Origin of the sequence: Pseudomonas sp. NY15356, from assembly GCF_048068175.1 — a bacterium.
GTDB classification, from domain to species: domain Bacteria; phylum Pseudomonadota; class Gammaproteobacteria; order Pseudomonadales; family Pseudomonadaceae; genus Aquipseudomonas; species Aquipseudomonas putida_K.
In genome coordinates this window covers 56,663-75,321 of record NZ_JBLUPW010000022.1, presented here as the reverse complement: position 1 = coordinate 75,321, position 18,659 = coordinate 56,663, and the positions used below count along the sequence as shown (strand labels likewise).

Sequence of the window (18,659 nt, the reverse complement as noted above, 5' to 3'; positions counted from 1 at the left end):
GTGCCGCGATCGAGGGCTCTCGCTACATGGAACCGTCAATGAAACCCCCTGCCCTTGCCCTGCTCTGCCTCCCCCTCCCGCTGCTGGCGGCCGAACCGGACCGCGATGACGCCCTCAAGCTTCCCGACGTACTGATCAGCGCCAGCCGCCAGGTCGAGTCGCGCAGCGCCACCAGCGCCGCGAATACCGTCTTCACCCGCAGCGATATCGACCGCCTGCAGCCTTCCAACGTCACCGACCTGTTGGGCCGAGTACCCGGCGTACAAGTGGCGCCTACAGGCGGGCGCGGCAGCCTGCCGGGGATCTTCATCCGCGGCACCAAGGCTGCACAGACGCTGGTACTGGTCGACGGCGTGCGCATTGCCAACGCCACCTCCGGCGACAGCGGCCTGCAGTTTCTCGATATCGACCAGGTCGAGCGGGTCGAGGTGCTGCGTGGCTCACGCTCGGCTCTCTACGGCAGCGATGCCATCGGCGGGGTCATCCAGATCTTCACCCGCCGAGGCAACGGCCCGGGCCTGCAACCGCGCTTGCGTCTGGCAGCGGGCAGCAACCAGACGTTCCAACGCAGCCTGGGGCTTTCCGGCGGCAACGGCTCGACCCGCTTCAACCTGGGGGCCAGCCTGGACGAAACCGCCGGCATCGACTCGACCGGGCCCTCGTTCGCCAGTGACAGCGATCACGATGCCTACCGCAACCAGTCGTTCAACCTGAGCCTGAGCCATACGTTTGGCGAGCGGTTCGAGGCGGGGGTGAATGTGCTTGATAGCCGTGGGCGCCTTGAGTACGACGAGCCGACTTTCTTCGCCCAGGAACGCTATTCCGACTTCCAGGTCAGTAGCCTGGGCACATACCTCGATGCCCAGCTCACACAGACATGGCACTCGCGTCTGGAGCTGGGCCATAGCGAGAATCGCGATCAGCGCCGCGACAAGCTCGGCGGCGATACTTACGTCTTCAACACCTACCGTGATCAGGGTGACCTGGCAGAACGAGTTAACGCTCGATGAACGCAACGAGCTGCTCGTCGGCGGCGACTGGTATGAGGACCGTGTCCATGCCAGTTCTGAACTGACCGAAGATAGCCGCTGGAACCGAGCCGTATTCGCCCAGCACCGGTTCCATGGGGAGCGATTCTCCACCGAGCTGGGCGTAAGACACGACAAGAACCAGCAATATGGCGGTCAAACCACATGGAGCGGCAGCCTTACCGTACCGCTGAATGCGGCCAACGACCTGCTACTGTCCTATAGCGAAGGCTTCCGCGCTCCGAACTTCAACGACCTGTACTTTCCCTACATGGGCAACCCAGACCTGAAGCCGGAGCACTCGAAAAGCTACGAAGTACAGTGGCGCAGCCGCTTGAGTGACAGCAGCCGCCTGGAAACCTCGCTATACCGCACAGACTTGCGTGACGCCATCAGCCCCGGCCCCGACTGGATACCGCGCAACGTGGACTCGGCACGTATCAATGGCTTCGAGATGGCGCTCGACCAGGATTGGGGCAACTGGCACAGCCAGCTAGGCGTAGCCGTGATCGATCCGCGCGACCGGAAAACCGGCCATACACTCGTGCGCCGCGCACGGCGCACCCTTAGCCTGGACCTGGATCGTCAGTATGACCGCCTGGGCTTCGGCGCAAGCTGGCAAGCCGTCAGCAGCAGCTACGACGATGAGGACAACTTCAGGAAAATGGGTGGCTACGGGCTGCTTGGCCTGCGAGGAAGTTGGGTGGCGACACCGGAGCTAAAGCTGGAAATGAAGCTGGATAACCTGCTGGACAAAGGCTACAGCCGAGCCCTCTATAGCCACCAGGGCGATTATTACGGCTACCGCGAAGAAGGCCGCACCTGGCTGCTGAGCGTCACCTGGACGCCGGCGCTCTAGCCGCCAGCAGCGCGCACAGGCGCGCCGTGGCCTCGATCATCTGGCCACTGGGGCGCTCCAGCCCCTTGTCGGGCACTACCAGCAAGCGGTCATTGGCCACCGCATCGAGGGTGCGCCAGGCCTTCCAACTGGCCAGCTGGGCCTTGTCGCCAGCGAGGATCACCTGCGGGTCACGCAACAGCACGGATTCCACGCTCACCTGAGGTGCAGGCTGGGTGAGGTCGGCGAAGACATTGCGCGCACCACAAACGCCCAGCGCATCGCTGACGATCTGCTGCCCGCCAAGGGTGTACAGCGGCCGGTCCCACACCTGGTAGAACACCCGCAACGGCTGTTGCCGCCGGTACTGCTGGCGCAACCCCCGCAGCCGTTCACGCAACGCGGCCGCGTATTGCCGGCCTCGTTCGGCACGCCCTACCCGCTGGCCGATGGCTTCGATCTGCCCGATCAACTGGTCGATATCCTTGGGCTCGCCAACGAAGGTCGGGATGCCCAGGCGCCTGAGCTGGTCGCGCTGCGCCGGCGCCACGCTGTCGGGCCACAACAGCAGCAGGTCGGGTGCAAGGCTGAGCAGGCGCTCCATGTCGAGCTGGCTGTACCGCCCTACCGAAGGCAGGCCTTGCAGCGACGCCGGCCGCTGACCACCGTCGAGCACACCCACCAGCAGGTCGTCGGCGTGCAGCTCGAGCATGATCTCGGTCATCGAAGGGGCCAGGCTGACCACCCGCGAAACACCCTCGGCCTTGGCGCCGAAGGCCAACAGGGCCAGCAGGCAGAAAAGAATGCGCATCAGCCCAGCTGGCGGGGAATGCGGTACAGGTAGAGCAGCACCGCGGTGGAGAGTGCCAGGAGGATCTGCGGCACCGCCTCCAGGCCGACCAATACCGAAAGTGCCGCGACCCAGGCAGGGAAGCAGGCGAACAACATGGCCATGCGTCGCACTTCGGCCAGCTCGATCCACGCCTGGGGCTCCTCGGGCGAGCCAAGGGCTTTCGACGTGGCGATCAGGGCGCGTTTGTAGGCGCCGAAACGCGGCAGGCTGAGGAACATCGAGGCAGCGCCGGCAATGAACAGCGGCATGGCCAGGACTGGGATAAGGGCATCGCCGCCACCAAAGGCCCAGGCCATCACCGGCAGTGGCACCAGGCCTACCGCCAGGTATTGCCACCACGCCAGCGCCAGGCGCCGTTTCACCTGGCTGCGGGTCACGCCTGCGGCTCGCCCTGGTGCTCGTTGCCCATCATATGGCCAAGCTTGCCGGCCTTGGTGGCCAGGTAGTGACGGTTGTGCGGGTTGTGGCCGGTGTGCAGTGGCACGCGCTCGGCGACCTTGATGCCCATGTCGGTCAATGCCTTGACCTTGCGTGGGTTATTGGTCATCAGGCGCAGCGAGCCTACGCCCAGGTGCTCGAGCATGGGCTGGCACATGGCATAGTCGCGCTGGTCGGCGGCAAAGCCCAGGCGCTCGTTGGCCTCGACGGTGTCGGCACCGCCATCCTGCAGCTCGTAGGCGCGGATCTTGTTCAAAAGACCGATGCCACGGCCTTCCTGACGCAGGTACAGCAGCACGCCACGGCCTTCACGGGCAATGGCCTGCAATGCGGCTTCCAGTTGCGAACCGCAGTCACAGCGCTGGCTGAACAGCGCATCACCGGTCAGGCATTCGGAATGCAGGCGCCCCAGCACCGGCTCGCCGTCGGCGATATCACCCAGGCTGAGCACTACATGCTCACGACCCGTGGCTTCGTCGAGAAAGCCATGCATGGTGAAGATCGCGAAGGGAGTCGGGAGTTTCGAGGCGGCGACAAAGACGACGGGCACGTTGTGCTCCTAAAAAAATAAGCAGTTCCAATTGCCCGATTGTATCAGCAGGTTGCTGCCCATGCGCAGGCTGAATATCGCCGCTTAAGATCGAAAAGTTTGATGGTTGGGCCTCAAGCGCCCCCGCCTCATCGCGGGGCAAGCCCGCTCCCACAGGGACCGCGCCAGTCCTCAGACGTACGCGCCCACACTGATCTTGTGTGAGCGGGCTTGTCCCGCGATTGGCCCGCCACCTACGTCAGGCAACCACCCACACCAACACCTGCATGCCCAGCCAGGCGAACACACCGGCCAGGATATCGTCGAGCATGATCCCGACGCCGCCATGCACGTGGCGGTCGATCCAGCGGATCGGCCAAGGCTTGAGGATGTCGAAGAAGCGGAACATCAGGAACCCTGCCAGCAACCACTGCCAACCCTCCGGCACCAGCCACAGGGTGATCCACATGCCGACCATCTCGTCCCAGACGATGCCCTCGTGGTCATGCACACGTAGGTCATTGGCGACCTTGCCGCACAGCCAGAAGCCGAACAGCATGGTAATGCCGAGCAGCAGCCAGTAGCCCCAGTCCGGCAGCATCTGCCAAAGCGGGATGAACGGCAGCGCTACCAGCGAGCCCCAGGTGCCAGGCGCCTTGGGCAAGGTACCGGAGCCGAAGCCGAAGGCGATGAAGTGCCAGGGGTTGCGCCAGACCGAAGGCGGAACGAACTCCGCAGGCACCTGGTTGGGGTGGTCGGTCACGGTGTCTCCCTAAAATGTTGATAACCCCGTTGCGCCGGGGTGATGTCCTGGCCCTGCCCGTCGCGCAGCGTGACACCCTGCCCTTCGAGCACGCGGCCGATGACATGGATGACGCCAGGGTCAGGCAGGGATGAAAGTTGCGCTTCTGGCAGCGTGAATGCCAATACGTAGTCGTCGCCACCGGTGAGCGCGGCATGCAGGGCCGCCTCATGGCCGAGGAAGGCCTGCAGGGCGGATGACATCGGAACCCGCTCGGCATCCACCTCAAGCGCGACGCCGGACGCCTTGGCGATATGCCCGCAGTCGGCCAGCAACCCGTCGGATATGTCCAGTGCCGCCGTAGCCCGGCCACGCAACAGCTGACCCAGGGCAAGCTGGGGCAAGGGCGACCAGTACTGGGCCAACAGCGGTTCGGCAACTTCGGCCGGCGCCGTGCGCTCACCCAGTACCAGTGGCAGGGCCCCGGCCGCGTTACCCAGGCAACCGCCCACACACAGCAAGTCGCCCGGCCGAGCACCGCTGCGGCGCAGGGCCTGCCCTGCAGGCGCCTTGCCGAACACGGTCACGGTGATGGCCAGGGGGCCGCGGGTGGTGTCGCCACCGATCAGGCTGACACCGCAACGCAAAGCCATGCGGTTCAGGCCATCGGCATACCGCCGGAGCCAGTCGGCACCGACCTGGGGCAGGGTCAGGGCGAGGGTGAAGCCGATGGGGTCGGCGCCCATGGCCGCAAGGTCGCTGACCGCCACGGCCAACGAGCGCTGTCCGAGCAACAGGGGATCGCAGGCGGCGGGGAAATGCACGCCTTCGACCAGGGTGTCGGTGGACACCGCCAGCTGCTCGCCAGCAGGCAACTGCAGCAGGGCGCAGTCGTCACCAATGCCGAGGACCACGCCTTCGCCGCCCTGCGCGCAGGCCGCGGCGGCGAAGTAATGACGGATCAGCTCGAACTCACCCATGATAGGTCGGCGCCACGATCAGCGCTTGGCCGCCTTGACTTCCGCGTCGCGCAGAGTCGGCGCGAGCTTGTCCAGCACACCGTTGACGAACTTGTGGCCATCGGTGGCACCGAAGACCTTGGCCAGCTCGACACCTTCGTTGATCACCACGCGGTACGGTACGTCGACACGCTTGATGAACTCCCAGGTGGACAGGCGCAGCACCGCGAGCTCGACCGGGTCGAGCTCATCCAGCGGCAGGTCCAGGCACGGGGCCAGGGCCTTGTCGATTTCGCCTTTGATCGCCGGGACCCCATGCAGGATCTCGCGGAAATAGGCGCCATCGATATCGGAGAAATCGTTGTCGACCCGGAACTGAGCCTCGATCTCGTTCAGCGAATGCTGGGCCATGTGCCACTGGTAGAGGGCCTGGGTCGCGAGCTTGCGGGCTTCACGGCGCTTGGCGCTCTTGGAGGGCTTGCCTGCATCCGCCGCGCGTGGCTCGCGCGGGTTGAAACGATCGCTTTCGTCGCTAATCACTTGGCCTCCAACTGCGCCAGCAGGCTGACCATTTCCAGGGCGGACAGGGCAGCTTCGGCACCTTTGTTGCCGGCCTTGGTGCCGGAACGCTCGATGGCCTGCTCGATGGAGTCGACGGTCAGGACGCCGAAGGCCACCGGAACACCGAACTCCATGGACACCTGGGCCAGGCCCTTGGTGCACTCGCCCGCCACGTATTCGAAGTGCGGGGTACCGCCACGGATCACCGCACCCAGGGCGACGATCGCGTCATATTCACCTTGTTGGGCGACTTTCTGTGCAACCAGCGGGATCTCGAAGGCGCCCGGGGCACGGATGATGGTGATGTCGCTTTCGCTGACGCCATGGCGTACCAGGGCATCAACGGCACCGCTCACCAGGCTTTCGACGACGAAGCTGTTGAAGCGGCCAACCACCAAAGCATAGCGACCTTTGGGGGCGATGAAGGTACCTTCGATGGTCTTCAGGGTCATTCCGGTGTTCTCATCTTAAAGAGCGAGGCCGCGCACACGCGGCCTGCGGGAGGGTTTGGACACGAGCGGCAGGACGACAGTTACGCCTGTGTCACTCGGAGGGCACGTATTCTACAACTTCCAGATCGAATCCGGATATCGCGTTGAACTTCATCGGCGAGCTCATCAGGCGCATCTTGCGCACGCCCAGGTCACGCAGGATCTGCGAACCGGCACCGACGGTGCTGTAGGTGGTCGGCGCCTTGGGCTGCGCATCGCCGGCGCTTTCGCGGATGTGTGCCAGCAGCACGTCGCCATCGAGCGGGTGCCCCAACAGCAGCACCACGCCGCTGCCGGCCTCGGCCACAGCGCTCATCGCCGCGCGCAGGCTCCAGCGTCCTGGCTGCTTGACCAGCAGCAGGTCGCGCAGCGGGTCCATGTTGTGCACACGCACCAGGGTCGGCTCTTCGGCGCGGATGTCACCGAGAGTCAGGGCCATGTGCACATCGCCTTCCACCGCGTCACGGTAGGTGACCAGGTTGAACTGGCCCAGCTCGCTGTCCAGTGGCTGTTCGGCGATACGCTGCACGGTGCGCTCGTGGATCATCCGGTAATGGATCAGGTCGGCGATGGTGCCGATCTTCAGGCCGTGCTCGGCGGCGAAGGCCTCCAGCTCCGGACGACGGGCCATGGTGCCGTCGTCGTTCATCACTTCGCAGATCACGCCGCTGGGCTCGAAACCGGCCATGCGCGCCAGGTCGCAGGCCGCCTCGGTGTGCCCGGCACGCGCCAGGGTACCGCCGGCCTGGGCCATCAGCGGGAAGATGTGGCCGGGGCTGACGATGTCGTCGGCCTTGGCATCACGGGCAGCAGCCACCTGCACGGTGCGTGCGCGGTCGGCGGCGGAAATGCCGGTGGTGACGCCCTCGGCGGCCTCGATCGACACGGTGAACTTGGTGCCGAAGCCCGAGCCGTTGCGTGGCGCCATCAGCGGCAGCTTGAGCGTTTCGCAGCGCTCGCGGGTCATCGGCATGCAGATCAGGCCACGGGCGTGCTTGGCCATGAAGTTGATGTGCTCGGCCTGGCAGCACTCGGCGGCCATGATGATGTCGCCTTCGTTCTCACGGTCTTCGTCGTCCATGAGAATGACCATTTTGCCCTGGCGGATGTCTTCCACCAGCTCTTCGATGCTGTTGAGCGCCACTCGGCACCCCCTTCTCAATCAGGATTTCAGGTAGCCGTTGGCGGCCAGGAAGCTTTCGGTGATGCCACTGCCCTTGCTCGACTCGGCGGCCTTGTCGCCCAGCAGCAGACGCTCCAGGTAACGGGCCAGCAGGTCGACCTCAAGGTTGACCCGACGACCTGCGCGGTAGTCGGCCATGATGGTTTCGGACAGGGTGTGCGGGACGATGGTCAGCTCGAACTCGGCGCCATCGACCTCATTGACCGTCAGGCTGGTGCCATCGACGGTGATCGACCCTTTGTGGGCGATGTACTTGGCCAGCTCCTTGGGCGCACGCACGCGGAACTGGATGGCGCGCGCGTTATCGCTGCGCGAAATGATCTCGCCGACACCGTCGACGTGGCCGCTGACCAGATGGCCGCCCAGGCGGGTGGTAGGGGTCAGGGCCTTTTCCAGGTTGACCCGGCTACCGCTCTTGAGGTCGACCATGGCGGTGCGCTTGAGGGTCTCGACGCTGACGTCGGCCCAGAAGCCGTCACCGGGCAGCTCCACGGCAGTCAGGCAGACGCCGTTGACGGCGATGCTGTCGCCCAGCTTGACGTCGCCCAGGTCGAGCTTGCCGGTTTCTACGTAGACGCGCACGTCACCGCCCTTGGGGGTCAGGCTGCGGATGGTGCCGATGGATTCGATGATGCCGGTGAACATGGTGTCCTCCTCGGGAACAGGGCTGCGCGTGGCAAGCCGGGCATTATACGCCGGAGGCCGGCAAGGGGATGGCCGTGATCCGCCAGTCATCGCCGACTGCGCGCACCTCGGTGATCTTCAGGCGCGGCGCCTCGCTCATCTGCGCCAGCGGCCAGTCCAGCAGCGGGCGGGCGGTGCTGCCGAGGAATGTGCCGGCGACGAAGAGTTGGAACTCATCGACCAGGCCCAGGCGCGCGAAGGCGCCGACCAGGCCTGCGCCGGCTTCCAGCAGGACCTCGTTGACACCGCGGGCGGCCAGGGCCTGCAACAGGCCAGACAGGTCGACTCGGCCGGCTTCACCGGGCAGGCACAGCAGCTCATGGCCGGCCTGGGCGTAACGCGGGTCGTCTGCGCAGGCGGTCACCACCAGTGCGGGGCCGGCTTGGAAGAACGGCGCATCCAGCGGCAGGCGTAGACGCCCGTCGACCAGCACGCGCAGGGGCGGCCGGGCCAAGGCCAGGGCCGTGGTTTCGGCGTCCAGCCCCAGCTCGGCGCCGCGCACGGTCATGCGGGCGTTGTCGGCCAGCACGCTTTCGGCGCTGGTCAGCACTACACTGGAACGAGCACGCAGGCGCTGCACCGCAGCGCGGGCGGCAGGGCCGGTGATCCACTGGCTCTCGCCACTGGCCATGGCGGTGCGGCCATCCAGGCTCATGGCGAGCTTGGCACGCACGAACGGCAGGCCATGTTCCATGCGCTTGAGAAAGCCTGGGTTGAGGGCGCGGGCCTCGGCTTCGAGCACGCCGCTGCTGACGTCGATACCGGCCTCGGCCAGGCGTCGCAGGCCCTGGCCGGCTACCTGCGGGTTAGGATCCTGCATGGCCGCCACCACCCGGGCCACGCCTGCCTTGACCAACGCCTCGGCACAGGGCGGCGTGCGGCCATGGTGGCTGCACGGCTCGAGCGTCACGTAGGCGCAGGCGCCGCGTGCGCGCTCGCCGGCCTGGCGCAGGGCGTGGACTTCGGCATGGGGCTCGCCGGCACGCACATGCCAGCCTTCGCCCACCACCTCGCCGTCGCGCACGATCACGCAGCCTACGCGCGGGTTGGGGTGGGTGCTGTACAGGCCCTTTCGGGCCAGCTCCAGGGCGCGCGCCATGTAGTGGGCGTCGAGGATGGCAGCGTGGCTCGGCATGGTCATTCCTTGGCAGGTTCCCGAGCCAGGCGGTCGATTTCCTCGCGGAACTCGTCGAGGTCCTGGAAACGCCGGTAGACCGATGCAAAGCGGATATAGGCGACTTCGTCGAGCTTGCGCAGCTCGGCCATCACCAGCTCACCGACCACCAGCGACTTGACCTCGCGCTCGCCGGTGGCGCGCAGCTTGTGCTTGATGTGCGCCAGCGCCGCTTCCAGGCGCTCGACGCTGACCGGACGCTTTTCCAGCGCTCGCTGCATGCCGGCACGGAGTTTTTCCTCGTCGAACGGCTGGCGCGTGCCGTCCTGCTTGATCAGCCGTGGCAGGACCAGCTCGGCGGTCTCGAAGGTGGTGAAGCGCTCGCCGCAGGCGACGCATTCACGGCGGCGACGCACCTGTTCACCCTCGGCGACCAGGCGCGAGTCGATGACCTTGGTGTCGTTGGCACCGCAAAAGGGACAGTGCATGGTGGCAGGCAACAAAAAAAGGGAGGGCCATGGTAGCGCATCCCACTGGCAAGACAAGCCAAAGGGTTTACCATCCATGCAATTCTGCCTGTGAAGGACTACCCCATGCACTACCGAGCGCTCGTCGTGCTGTGCCTCGCCAGCCTGCTCGCCGCCTGCGGCAGCGACCGACCGAAGCCCGAGCAAACCGCTGCAGTACCGTCTGCCAAGGCCGTCAAGAAGCCAAAGGAGCTTGGCCCGCTGCCCGCCTACCAGCGCGAGGTGAGCGGCACCTTGCTGGAAGTACCGGCCGGTGCCGAAGTGGAACTGGCCCTGCTGGTCATCGATGAGCGCGGCCGCCCACAACGTCTGCTGGCCAGCAGCAACCTCACCGGTACCGGCCAGGCCCTGCCCTATCGCCTGCGCTTCAACCCCGAGGCTTTTCCGGCCGGCGCCCGCGTCGAGCTGCGCGGCCGCGCCAGCCGCTCCGGCCAGCTGATCCTGCACCTGCCGCCGCTGCGTATCGCCCAGGCCACCAACCAGGCCACCGGCCCGCTGCGCTTCGAGAAGGCGCCATAGATGCCCCCGCTGCTCCTGCAACAGGCCCTCAGCGGCCTGATCGGCGAAGCGCGCCTGGTCGTCAGTGACCTACCCGCATGCGAACTCAGGCTCTGGCTGATCGATGCGCAGAACATGGACCGCGCATTCAGCCCCGAGGAGACCCGCCGCATCCTCGACGAGCCGCCCTACTGGAGTTTCTGCTGGGCCAGCGGCCTGGCGATGGCCCGCTACTTGGCCGAACACCCCGAATGGGTTCGGGGCAAGCGCGTGCTGGACTTCGGCGCAGGCTCCGGCATCGCCGGGATAGCCGCGGCGCGCGCAGGCGCACTGGAAGTGGTGGCCTGCGACCTGGACCCGCTGGCCCTGGATGCCTGCCGGGCCAACGCCGCGCTCAACGACGTGACGCTTGGCTACAGCAATGACTTCTTCGCCGAAGAGGACCGTTTCGACCTGGTCCTGGTTGCCGATGTGCTCTATGACCGCGCCAACCTGCCGTTGCTCGACGCGTTCCTGGGCCGCGGCCGCCAGGCCTTGGTGGCCGACTCGCGGGTACGCGACTTCAATCACCCGCGCTACCGCCAGCTCGGCGTGCTCGAGGCCTTGACCCTGCCGGACCTGGCCGAGCCGCACGAATTCCGCCGGGTCAGCCTGTACCACGCCAGCCGCGAGCCTTTATAGTGGTGCCATTCACGGGTTTGCGAGAGTCGCGATGAGCCAAGCTCCTAGTAAAGATCTGCCGTACATCTTCGATGCCACCGATGCCAACTTCCAGCAACTGGTCATCGAAAACTCCTTCCACAAGCCGGTGCTGGTCGACTTCTGGGCCGAATGGTGCGCGCCGTGCAAGGCGCTGATGCCGCTGCTGGCAAAGATCGCCGAGGGCTACCAGGGCGAATTGCTGCTGGCCAAGATCAACTGCGACGTTGAACAGCAGATCGTCGCCCAGTTCGGCATCCGCAGCCTGCCCACGGTGGTGCTGTTCAAGGACGGCCAACCGGTCGACGGTTTCGCCGGTGCCCAGCCCGAGTCGGCTATCCGCGCCATGCTCGAGCCCCACGTGCAAATGCCCGCGCCACCTGCCGCCGCACCGCTGGAGCAGGCCAAGGCACTGTTCGCCGAGAGCCGCTTCGCAGAAGCCGAGGCCATGCTCCAGGCGCTGCTCGGCGAAGACAACAGCAATGCCGAGGCGCTGATCTACTACGCACGCTGCCTGGCAGAACGGGGTGAGCTGGGTGAAGCCGAAGTGGTGCTCGAGGCGGTCAAGACCGACGAGCACAAGGCTGCCCTGGCAGGCGCCAAGGCCCAGCTGACCTTCCTGCGCCAGGCCGCCAGCCTGCCGGAAGCCGCCGAGCTCAAGAGCCGCCTGGCGCAGAACCCGCAGGACGACGAAGCCACCTACCAGTTGTGCATCCAGCAACTGGCGCGCCAGCAGTACGAGGCGGCGCTGGAAGGTCTGCTCAAGCTGTTCCAGCGTAACCGCGGCTACGAGAACGGCTTGCCGCAGAAGGCACTGCTGCAAGTGTTCGAATTGCTGGGCAACGAACACCCGCTGGTGAGTGTGTATCGGCGCAAGTTGTCGGCGGCGATGTTCTGAACCCTGCCGGCCCAATCGCTGGCAAGCCAGCTCCCACAGGTACGGCGGTGTCTCTAAAACAGCGCAGGCCAGGTGGGAGCAACTGTCTTGAGTTGCTTGCCCCGACTCTATCGCCGGCAAGCCAGCGCTCACAGGTATGACGGTGTCTTTGAAACAGCGCAGGACAGGTGGGAGCCGGCTTGCCGGCGATTGGGCCGGCCCAGGTAGATGTCACCCGACCCAGTGATACACCGGCGCATCCGCCCCGCTTTCCACCTTCACCTCACTGCTGTGCCGCAAGCGCACCAGCAGCCGCTTGCCCGCCGCCGTGCTTCCGGCCAAACCTTCCAGCCGCCCCAGCAGTTCCGGCCCACTGACCTGCCCGGCCTGGCGCAACAGTTCGCGCGCCGCCAGCCATTGCCCGTCGTCCTCGCGCGGCGTGGCGCCAGCTGTCGCCGCGACTGCCTCAGCTACCGCGGGCACGTCCAATTGACGCCCCAACTGCACCCACTCGGCAGGTTCCAACTCGATGGTCAGGTCCACCGGCCAGTCACCGATCTGTCCGCGAATTCTCACGTTGTCACCCTCAAGTCCGAAATCACTGGCCGCTATGCTCTCATAATCTCCTGTAGGAACGGGCTTGCCCCGCAAGCGAGCCCCCCGGCCAACACGCCTGCATGAAACCTGCACCCGGCAGCTGGCGAGCGCAAGAAAAGTTGTTATAACATTACGAACTTCGTATCCATCCGCCCAGGAGTGTTCCATGCGCCGCCTGTTCCTCGCCCTGCCCTTCGCCCTGCTGCCTTTGGCCATGGCCCAGGCCCAGCCCCATGACGATCACGACCATGACCACGCCCATGGCACCCTCGCCGCCCACGAACACGGCGCGGCTAAGCTCGATGTCGTGCTCGACGGCAACGCCCTGGAACTGGCGCTGGACAGCCCTGCGATGAACCTGGTCGGTTTCGAACACGCCCCCGGCAGCGATGCCGACAAGGCCAAGGTCGCCGCCACACGCCAGCAGCTGGAGCAACCCCTGCAATTGTTCGGCCTGGCCCAGGCTGCCGGTTGCAAGGAAGACGCCCAGGAGCTCGACAGCCCGCTGTTCGGCGAGGCCGGGCACGACGATGCGCATAACGATGAACACGACCACGAGCACGGTCACGCCGACATCAACGCCCACTACCAGCTGACCTGCGTCACACCGGCCAAACTCACCCAGGTCGACCTGACGCCGCTGTTCAAAGCCTTCCCGGCTACTCAGAAAATCACCGTGCAGGTCATCGGCCCGAATGGCCAGAAAGGCCTGCAAGCCACGCCTGGCAAGCCATTGGTCGCCTTCTGAATGAGCCTGCCGTTGATCGACTTGCAGGGGCTGGTATTCGCCTGGCCCGGCCAGCCACCATTGCTGGATATCCCCGCGTTTCGCCTGGAGGCTGGCGAAGCATTGTTCCTCAAGGGCCCCAGCGGCAGTGGCAAGACCACTCTGCTGGGCCTGCTGGGCGGGGTGAACAAGCCCGGGCAAGGTAGCATCCGCCTGCTCGGCCAAGACCTCGCCGCTCTAGGGCAAGGCGCCCGGGACCGCTTCCGGGTCGATCACACCGGCTATATCTTCCAACAATTCAACCTGCTGCCGTTTCTCTCGGTGCGGGAGAACGTCGAGCTACCCTGCCGCTTTTCACGTAGCCGCGCCGAACGCGCCCAGCAGCGTCATGGCAGCGTCGATCAGGCGGCCGCCCGACTGCTCGCCCACCTGGGCCTGGATGAACCAGCCCTGCTCGCCCGCCGCGCCGACAGCCTGTCGATCGGCCAGCAGCAACGTGTTGCGGCGGCCCGGGCCTTGATCGGCCAACCAGAGCTGGTGATCGCTGACGAGCCGACCTCCGCGCTCGACGCCGATACCCGCGAAGCGTTCATCGGCCTGCTGTTCGACGAATGCCGGGCAGCCGGCGCCAGCCTGTTGTTCGTCAGCCACGACCAGAGCCTGGCCCCGCTGTTCGACCGTCACCTGTCCCTGGCCGAGCTCAATCGCGCGGCCAAGCCCCGGGAGGCCTGATGTACCTGTTCCGCCTTGCCCTGGCCAGCCTGGCCAACCGTCGCTTCACTGCGTTCCTGACCGCCTTCGCCATCGCCCTGTCCGTGTGCCTGTTGCTGGCCGTGGAACGCGTGCGCACCGAGGCCCGTGCCAGCTTCGCCAGCACCATCAGCGGCACCGACCTGATCGTCGGCGCCCGCTCAGGCTCGGTGAACCTGCTCTTGTATTCGGTGTTCCGCATCGGCAATGCCACCAACAACATCCGCTGGGACAGCTTCGAGCACTATGCCAAGGACCCTCGGGTGAAATGGGCCATCCCGGTTTCGCTGGGCGACTCCCATCGTGGCTACCGGGTGATGGGCACCACCGGCGAATATTTCAGCCACTACCAGTTCGGCCGCCGGCAGCACCTGGCCCTCAACCAAGGCCGTGCATTCGCCGACGACCCGTTCGAGGTGGTGCTCGGCGCCGAGGTGGCCGACGCGCTGCACTACAAGCTGGGCGACAAGTTGGTGCTGGCCCACGGCGTCGCCGCCATCAGCCTGGTCAAGCACGACGACAAACCGTTCACTGTGGTTGGGATCCTCGCCCGCACCGGTACGCCGGTGGACCGCACCCTGCATATCAGCCTGGCAGGCATGGAAGCGATCCATGTCGACTGGCACAACGGTGTGCCGGCCCGTGGCGCCGGGCGTATCAGTGCTGAACAGGCGCGGGCGATGGACCTGCAGCCGGCCGCCATCACCGCCTTCATGCTCGGGTTGAACAGCAAGATCGCCACCTTCAGCCTGCAACGGGAAATCAATGAGTTCCGCAGCGAACCGTTGCTGGCGATCCTGCCCGGCGTCGCCCTGCAGGAGCTCTGGAGCCTGATGGGGACCGCCGAACAAGCGTTGTTCGTGGTGTCGCTGTTCGTGGTCCTGACCGGGCTGATCGGCATGCTCACGGCGATCCTCACCAGCCTCAACGAACGTCGCAGGGAGATGGCTATCCTGCGCTCGGTGGGCGCGCGACCCTGGCATATCGCCGGGTTATTGGTACTGGAGGCGCTGGCGCTGGCCGTGGCCGGTATCGCCGCCGGGCTAGGCTTGCTGTACGCGGGTATCGCCCTGGTCCAGGGTTTCGTCCAGGCCAACTATGGCCTCTACCTGCCACTGGCCTGGCCCAGCGCCCATGAGTGGACGCTGCTGGCCATCATTCTCGGCGCCGCGCTGCTCATGGGCAGCGTGCCGGCCTGGCGTGCCTATCGGCAGTCGCTGGCCGATGGTTTGTCCATTCACCTTTGAGCAACCTGCATGTTCCTATTCATGTCCCCCGTTACCGCCATCGTCGGCAAGCCGGCTCCCACAGGTACAGCGAGGCCAAACAGAATGGGGGCTCTACCGGCCCTGCTGCTCCTGTTGCTGCTTTCGCCGGCCTTGCCTCTGCTGGCCGCCGAACCCCGCTCCCTGGACTGGCCCGCCCTGATTCCCGAAGGTGCACCGGTGGTGCCGGTGCAACAGGCACCGCTGCACGACCTCTCGCAACTGGGCAGCGCACTGGCCGAAGCCGCCCCCGCCGCGCGCCAGCAGGCGCCCGACGCACCGGTAGTCAAAGCGCTGGATGGCCAACAGGTCAAACTGCCCGGCTACATCGTGCCGCTGGAGGTCAGCGAGGAAGGCCGCACCACCGAGTTCCTGCTGGTGCCCTACTACGGCGCCTGCATCCACGTACCACCACCGCCGTCGAACCAGATCGTGCACATCGTCAGCGAGATGGGCGTGCGCATCGAAGACCTCTACCAGCCCTACTGGATCGAAGGCCGCATGCAGGTCAAAGCCACCCGCAGCGAACTGGCCGAGGCCGGTTACCAGATGGAAGCGGAGAAAATCTACGCTTATGAGCTGCAGTGAGAACTGTTTCCGCTTTGTGACACGGCTTCGTTGAGCTGAATCAAAAGTTGCGTTCGGTTGGCTCCTTACCATTGGACTACTCGATTACCTATGTCCTTTTGGGAGCTTCCATGAACAAGTCCTTGCTCGGCGCCTCGCTTATTGCCTTGGCGCTCGCAGCCCCTGTTGCCCACGCCCACCAGGCCGGTGACATCATCATGCGCGCCGGCGCCATCACCGTTGCGCCGAACGAAGACAGCAGCGACCTGAAGTTCGACGGCACCAAGGTGTCGGGCACCAAGGCGACCCTGGACAGCGACACCCAGCTGGGCCTGACCTTCGCCTACATGCTCACCGACCACATCGGCGTCGAACTGCTGGCCGCCACGCCGTTCAACCATACCGTGGCCGTCAAGGGCCTGGGCGGCGGCCTGGACGGCAAGCTGGCCGACATCAAGCAACTGCCGCCGACCCTGTCGCTGCAGTACTACCCCATGGCACCTTCGTCGAAGTTCCAGCCCTACGCGGGTGTCGGCATCAACTACACCACCTTCTTCGACGAAGACCTCAGCGGCGCACGCAAGCAGCAGGGCTTCAGCAACCTGAAGCTGCAAGACTCGGTCGGCCTGGCCGCGCAACTGGGCATGGACTACATGCTGACCGACAACCTGCTGGTCAACGCCTCGGTCTGGTACATCGACATCGACACCAAGGCCACCGTCGACGGCCCGACCGCGCTGGGCTACAGCAAGACCAAGGTCGACGTGGACGTGGACCCGTGGGTCTACATGGTGGGCCTGGGCTACAAGTTCTGAGTTATGGCCAACAACTGAGCTGAAAGAAGCGGCGGTCCGGCATCCCGGCCCGCCGCTTCTTTTTCATGGGACTCAGGCCTTGCCCAACAACCTCGCCAGGCCTTCGACCATCGAGGTGGGTTGCGGGAACCGGAAACGCGCCAGCAGGCGCGTATTGTCCGCCCGGGAATGGCGGATATCGCCCGAACGCGCCGGGCCATGGCTGATCGGTGGCAACCCACCAATGACGTTCTCCAGGGCCGTCAGCAGCTGGTTCAGCGAAGTGGCCTGGTTCAAGCCCACATTCACCGCCCCCTCTTCCACCTGCCGCAGTTCCAGCGCCTGGACCATCACCTGGACCAGATCGCCCACATAGAGGAAATCGCGAGTCTGCTCGCCATCACCAAACACCGTGATCGGCTGGCCTTGGGTGGCACGCTCGCAGAAGATGCTGATCACACCCGAATAGGGCGAGGACGGGTCCTGTCGTGGCCCGAAGATATTGAAGAAGCGGAACACCACCGGCTCCAGCCCATGCTGGCGACGGTAGAAGTCCAGATATTGCTCACTGGCCAACTTGTCCACGGCGTAGGGGGTCAGCGGCGCCTTGGGGGTGTCCTCGGCGATCGCCTGGCCTTCGCCATTGTTGCCGTACACCGCCGCGCTGGAGGCGAACAGCACGCGGCGCACGCCATTGAGGCGCATGGCCTCGCACACATTGAGGGTGCCGATAAAGTTGCTTTGATGGGTACGCACCGGGTCTTCGACCGAGGCTTGCACCGACGCGACCGCAGCCAGGTGCACCACGGCCCGGCAACCCTCGACGGCACGGTTGACCAAGGCGGCATCAGCGACGTCGCCTTCGATCAACTCCAGGGCGGGATGCTCGAGCTGCAGGTTGGTGCGCTTGCCGGTAGACAGGTCGTCCAGTACCCGCACGGCATAGCCTTTGGCCAACAACGCATCGCACAGGTGGGAGCCAATGAAGCCGGCACCGCCGGTGATCAGGATGGGAGCATCAGCCATTTCGGTAGAATCGGTCCAGTAGGGGCGGCAAGCCGGCGCGCCAGGCACGGGGCTTGATACCGAAGGTATGAAGAATTTTCTTGCAGGCCAACACGGCGTTCTGCGGCTCCTCGGCGGCATCCGGACGCGCGGCATGGGCCTGGGGCGTGGGCGCCTGCACGGCCAGCTTCTGCCATTGCGCCGCCTCGGTGAGGATTGCCTGGCCCAAGGCCAGCGGCGTGGTCGCTTCGTTGCCGGCGTAGTGGTAGGTGCCCCACAGCGGCGCGTCGCAATCGAGCTGCTTGAGCACCGAGAGGATCACCCGGGCGGCATCGTCCACCGGTGTGGGGTTGCCACGCCGATCGTCCGCCAGCAGCAGCTCCTGGGGTTGTTCGGCGCGGGTGAGGAAGCGCCCGAGCGCGCCGTCGATGCTTTCGTCCAGCACCCAGCCGAAGCGCAGCAGTACATGCTGTGGGCATGCTGCCCGCACACTTTGCTCGATACGCCACAGAGCCTGGCCACGCAGCCCCAGCGGCACCGGCTCGTCCTTCTCGCTGTAGGCCGTGGCCCGCGAACCGTCGAACACGCGATAGCTGGAGGGCTGCACGAGGATGATCTGGTGGTGCTGGCACAACTCGGCCAAGCGCTCCACGGCCCGTTCCTGCAACGCCAGGCGCTGCTCGCTGACCGACTCAGCCTGGAACCAGTCGAAGTAATAAGCCAGGTTGACCACCACGTCGGGGCGATGGTCATCGAGCAACTGCGTGAGGCTGGCCGGCGTCCAGCCGTTCTCCGGCGGGCGTGGCGCCAGGAACCCGATGTCCTCTTCGGCTCCGAGACGAATCAGCGCTTGCCCGAGGGCATTGCCACCACCCAACAGCATCAGGCGCATACGCATAGAGTCAGCAGATCCGAACAGGTTGAGGGAAAGAA

At 65.6% G+C, this 18,659-nt stretch carries 22 protein-coding genes and 1 pseudogene; 9 read left to right on the top strand and 14 right to left on the bottom strand.

The annotated features are described in order from the left end of the window. Nucleotides 1-38 precede the first annotated feature (38 nt). Nucleotides 39-1,887, top strand: a pseudogene (locus ACNFCI_RS17460) (TonB-dependent receptor plug domain-containing protein). Here the strand turns inward: ACNFCI_RS17460 and ACNFCI_RS17455 are convergent. The 11 genes from ACNFCI_RS17455 to nrdR form a co-directional block, all read right to left on the bottom strand. Further along, a complete protein-coding gene (locus ACNFCI_RS17455) occupies nt 1,865-2,677 on the bottom strand; it encodes a cobalamin-binding protein (RefSeq protein WP_324815795.1) in 813 nt (270 codons plus the stop codon). The pseudogene ACNFCI_RS17460 and the gene ACNFCI_RS17455 sit on opposite strands and share 23 nt — an antisense overlap. After that, nucleotides 2,677-3,096, bottom strand: coding sequence for an MFS transporter (locus ACNFCI_RS17450; protein ID WP_084857394.1), 420 nt, complete (start codon nt 3,094-3,096; stop codon nt 2,677-2,679). Before ACNFCI_RS17450 ends, ACNFCI_RS17455 begins: the two co-directional genes overlap by 1 nt. Beyond that, a complete protein-coding gene (gene ribA, locus ACNFCI_RS17445) occupies nt 3,093-3,707 on the bottom strand; it encodes a GTP cyclohydrolase II (protein ID WP_084857392.1) in 615 nt (204 codons plus the stop codon). The genes ACNFCI_RS17450 and ribA overlap by 4 nt, the downstream gene beginning before the upstream one ends. Nucleotides 3,708-3,945: 238 nt before the next feature. Further along, a complete protein-coding gene (locus tag ACNFCI_RS17440; RefSeq protein WP_023382587.1) occupies nt 3,946-4,449 on the bottom strand; it encodes a phosphatidylglycerophosphatase A in 504 nt (167 codons plus the stop codon). Next, entirely contained in the window at nt 4,446-5,408 is a 963-nt protein-coding gene (gene thiL, locus ACNFCI_RS17435) for a thiamine-phosphate kinase (protein WP_368829823.1), read from the bottom strand. The genes ACNFCI_RS17440 and thiL overlap by 4 nt, the downstream gene beginning before the upstream one ends. A gap of 18 nt (nt 5,409-5,426) precedes the next feature. Then, a complete protein-coding gene (gene nusB, locus ACNFCI_RS17430) occupies nt 5,427-5,927 on the bottom strand; it encodes a transcription antitermination factor NusB (protein ID WP_084857386.1) in 501 nt (166 codons plus the stop codon). Further along, complete coding sequence (gene ribE / locus ACNFCI_RS17425; RefSeq protein ID WP_043210219.1) at nt 5,924-6,400, bottom strand: 6,7-dimethyl-8-ribityllumazine synthase; 477 nt, start codon at nt 6,398-6,400, stop codon at nt 5,924-5,926. The genes nusB and ribE overlap by 4 nt, the downstream gene beginning before the upstream one ends. Before the next feature lie 91 nt (nt 6,401-6,491). Next, nucleotides 6,492-7,583, bottom strand: a complete 1,092-nt coding sequence (ribBA, locus tag ACNFCI_RS17420) for a bifunctional 3,4-dihydroxy-2-butanone-4-phosphate synthase/GTP cyclohydrolase II (protein WP_084857384.1) — start codon at nt 7,581-7,583, stop codon at nt 6,492-6,494. An 18-nt stretch (nt 7,584-7,601) separates the two neighbouring features. Then, on the bottom strand, nt 7,602-8,267 hold the full coding sequence (locus tag ACNFCI_RS17415) for a riboflavin synthase (RefSeq protein WP_070093931.1): 666 nt from the start codon (nt 8,265-8,267) through the stop codon (nt 7,602-7,604). A 43-nt stretch (nt 8,268-8,310) separates the two neighbouring features. After that, entirely contained in the window at nt 8,311-9,441 is a 1,131-nt protein-coding gene (gene ribD / locus ACNFCI_RS17410) for a bifunctional diaminohydroxyphosphoribosylaminopyrimidine deaminase/5-amino-6-(5-phosphoribosylamino)uracil reductase RibD (protein ID WP_368829822.1), read from the bottom strand. A 2-nt stretch (nt 9,442-9,443) separates the two neighbouring features. Beyond that, nucleotides 9,444-9,908 carry a transcriptional regulator NrdR gene (gene nrdR / locus ACNFCI_RS17405; RefSeq protein ID WP_043210325.1) on the bottom strand — a complete coding sequence of 155 codons (465 nt, stop codon included), beginning with the start codon at nt 9,906-9,908 and terminating at the stop codon, nt 9,444-9,446. 105 nt (nt 9,909-10,013) lie between these two features. Here nrdR and ACNFCI_RS17400 point away from each other — a divergent pair, with 105 nt between their 5' ends. From ACNFCI_RS17400 to trxA, 3 genes are read left to right on the top strand one after another with little or no spacing between them, the layout of a single operon-like run. Further along, entirely contained in the window at nt 10,014-10,466 is a 453-nt protein-coding gene (locus ACNFCI_RS17400) for a YbaY family lipoprotein (protein ID WP_084857381.1), read from the top strand. After that, nucleotides 10,467-11,126: a class I SAM-dependent methyltransferase gene (locus ACNFCI_RS17395; protein ID WP_084857379.1), complete on the top strand. Its 660-nt coding sequence runs from the start codon at nt 10,467-10,469 to the stop codon at nt 11,124-11,126. A gap of 31 nt (nt 11,127-11,157) precedes the next feature. Next, nucleotides 11,158-12,042 (top strand): thioredoxin, encoded by an 885-nt coding sequence (trxA, locus tag ACNFCI_RS17390; RefSeq protein WP_084857377.1) that lies wholly within the window; start codon nt 11,158-11,160, stop codon nt 12,040-12,042. A gap of 210 nt (nt 12,043-12,252) precedes the next feature. Here the strand turns inward: trxA and ACNFCI_RS17385 are convergent, their stop codons facing one another. Continuing rightward, nucleotides 12,253-12,597 carry a hypothetical protein gene (locus ACNFCI_RS17385; protein ID WP_084857428.1) on the bottom strand — a complete coding sequence of 115 codons (345 nt, stop codon included), beginning with the start codon at nt 12,595-12,597 and terminating at the stop codon, nt 12,253-12,255. 187 nt (nt 12,598-12,784) lie between these two features. On the opposite strand from ACNFCI_RS17385, the gene ACNFCI_RS17380 reads away from it, so the two are divergent. The 5 genes from ACNFCI_RS17380 (at nt 12,785) to ACNFCI_RS17360 (ending at nt 16,742) form a co-directional block, all read left to right on the top strand. After that, nucleotides 12,785-13,366 carry a DUF2796 domain-containing protein gene (locus ACNFCI_RS17380; protein ID WP_084857375.1) on the top strand — a complete coding sequence of 194 codons (582 nt, stop codon included), beginning with the start codon at nt 12,785-12,787 and terminating at the stop codon, nt 13,364-13,366. Continuing rightward, nucleotides 13,367-14,077, top strand: coding sequence for an ABC transporter ATP-binding protein (locus ACNFCI_RS17375; RefSeq protein WP_368829821.1), 711 nt, complete (start codon nt 13,367-13,369; stop codon nt 14,075-14,077). Beyond that, nucleotides 14,077-15,342, top strand: a complete 1,266-nt coding sequence (locus tag ACNFCI_RS17370) for an ABC transporter permease (RefSeq protein WP_084857371.1) — start codon at nt 14,077-14,079, stop codon at nt 15,340-15,342. Before ACNFCI_RS17375 ends, ACNFCI_RS17370 begins: the two co-directional genes overlap by 1 nt. Nucleotides 15,343-15,426: 84 nt before the next feature. After that, the gene (locus ACNFCI_RS17365) at nt 15,427-15,948 is read left to right on the top strand and encodes a DUF3299 domain-containing protein (protein WP_253249343.1); all 522 of its coding nucleotides are present in this window, start codon (nt 15,427-15,429) and stop codon (nt 15,946-15,948) included. Between the two features lie 110 nt (nt 15,949-16,058). After that, entirely contained in the window at nt 16,059-16,742 is a 684-nt protein-coding gene (locus tag ACNFCI_RS17360) for an OmpW/AlkL family protein (protein ID WP_196145418.1), read from the top strand. Between the two features lie 72 nt (nt 16,743-16,814). On the opposite strand, the gene ACNFCI_RS17355 is transcribed toward ACNFCI_RS17360, so the two are convergent. Further along, the gene (locus ACNFCI_RS17355; RefSeq protein WP_416768085.1) at nt 16,815-17,747 is read right to left on the bottom strand and encodes an NAD-dependent epimerase/dehydratase family protein; all 933 of its coding nucleotides are present in this window, start codon (nt 17,745-17,747) and stop codon (nt 16,815-16,817) included. Next, nucleotides 17,740-18,624, bottom strand: a complete 885-nt coding sequence (locus ACNFCI_RS17350; RefSeq protein ID WP_084857362.1) for a sugar nucleotide-binding protein — start codon at nt 18,622-18,624, stop codon at nt 17,740-17,742. Before ACNFCI_RS17350 ends, ACNFCI_RS17355 begins: the two co-directional genes overlap by 8 nt. Nucleotides 18,625-18,659: the final 35 nt, after the last annotated feature.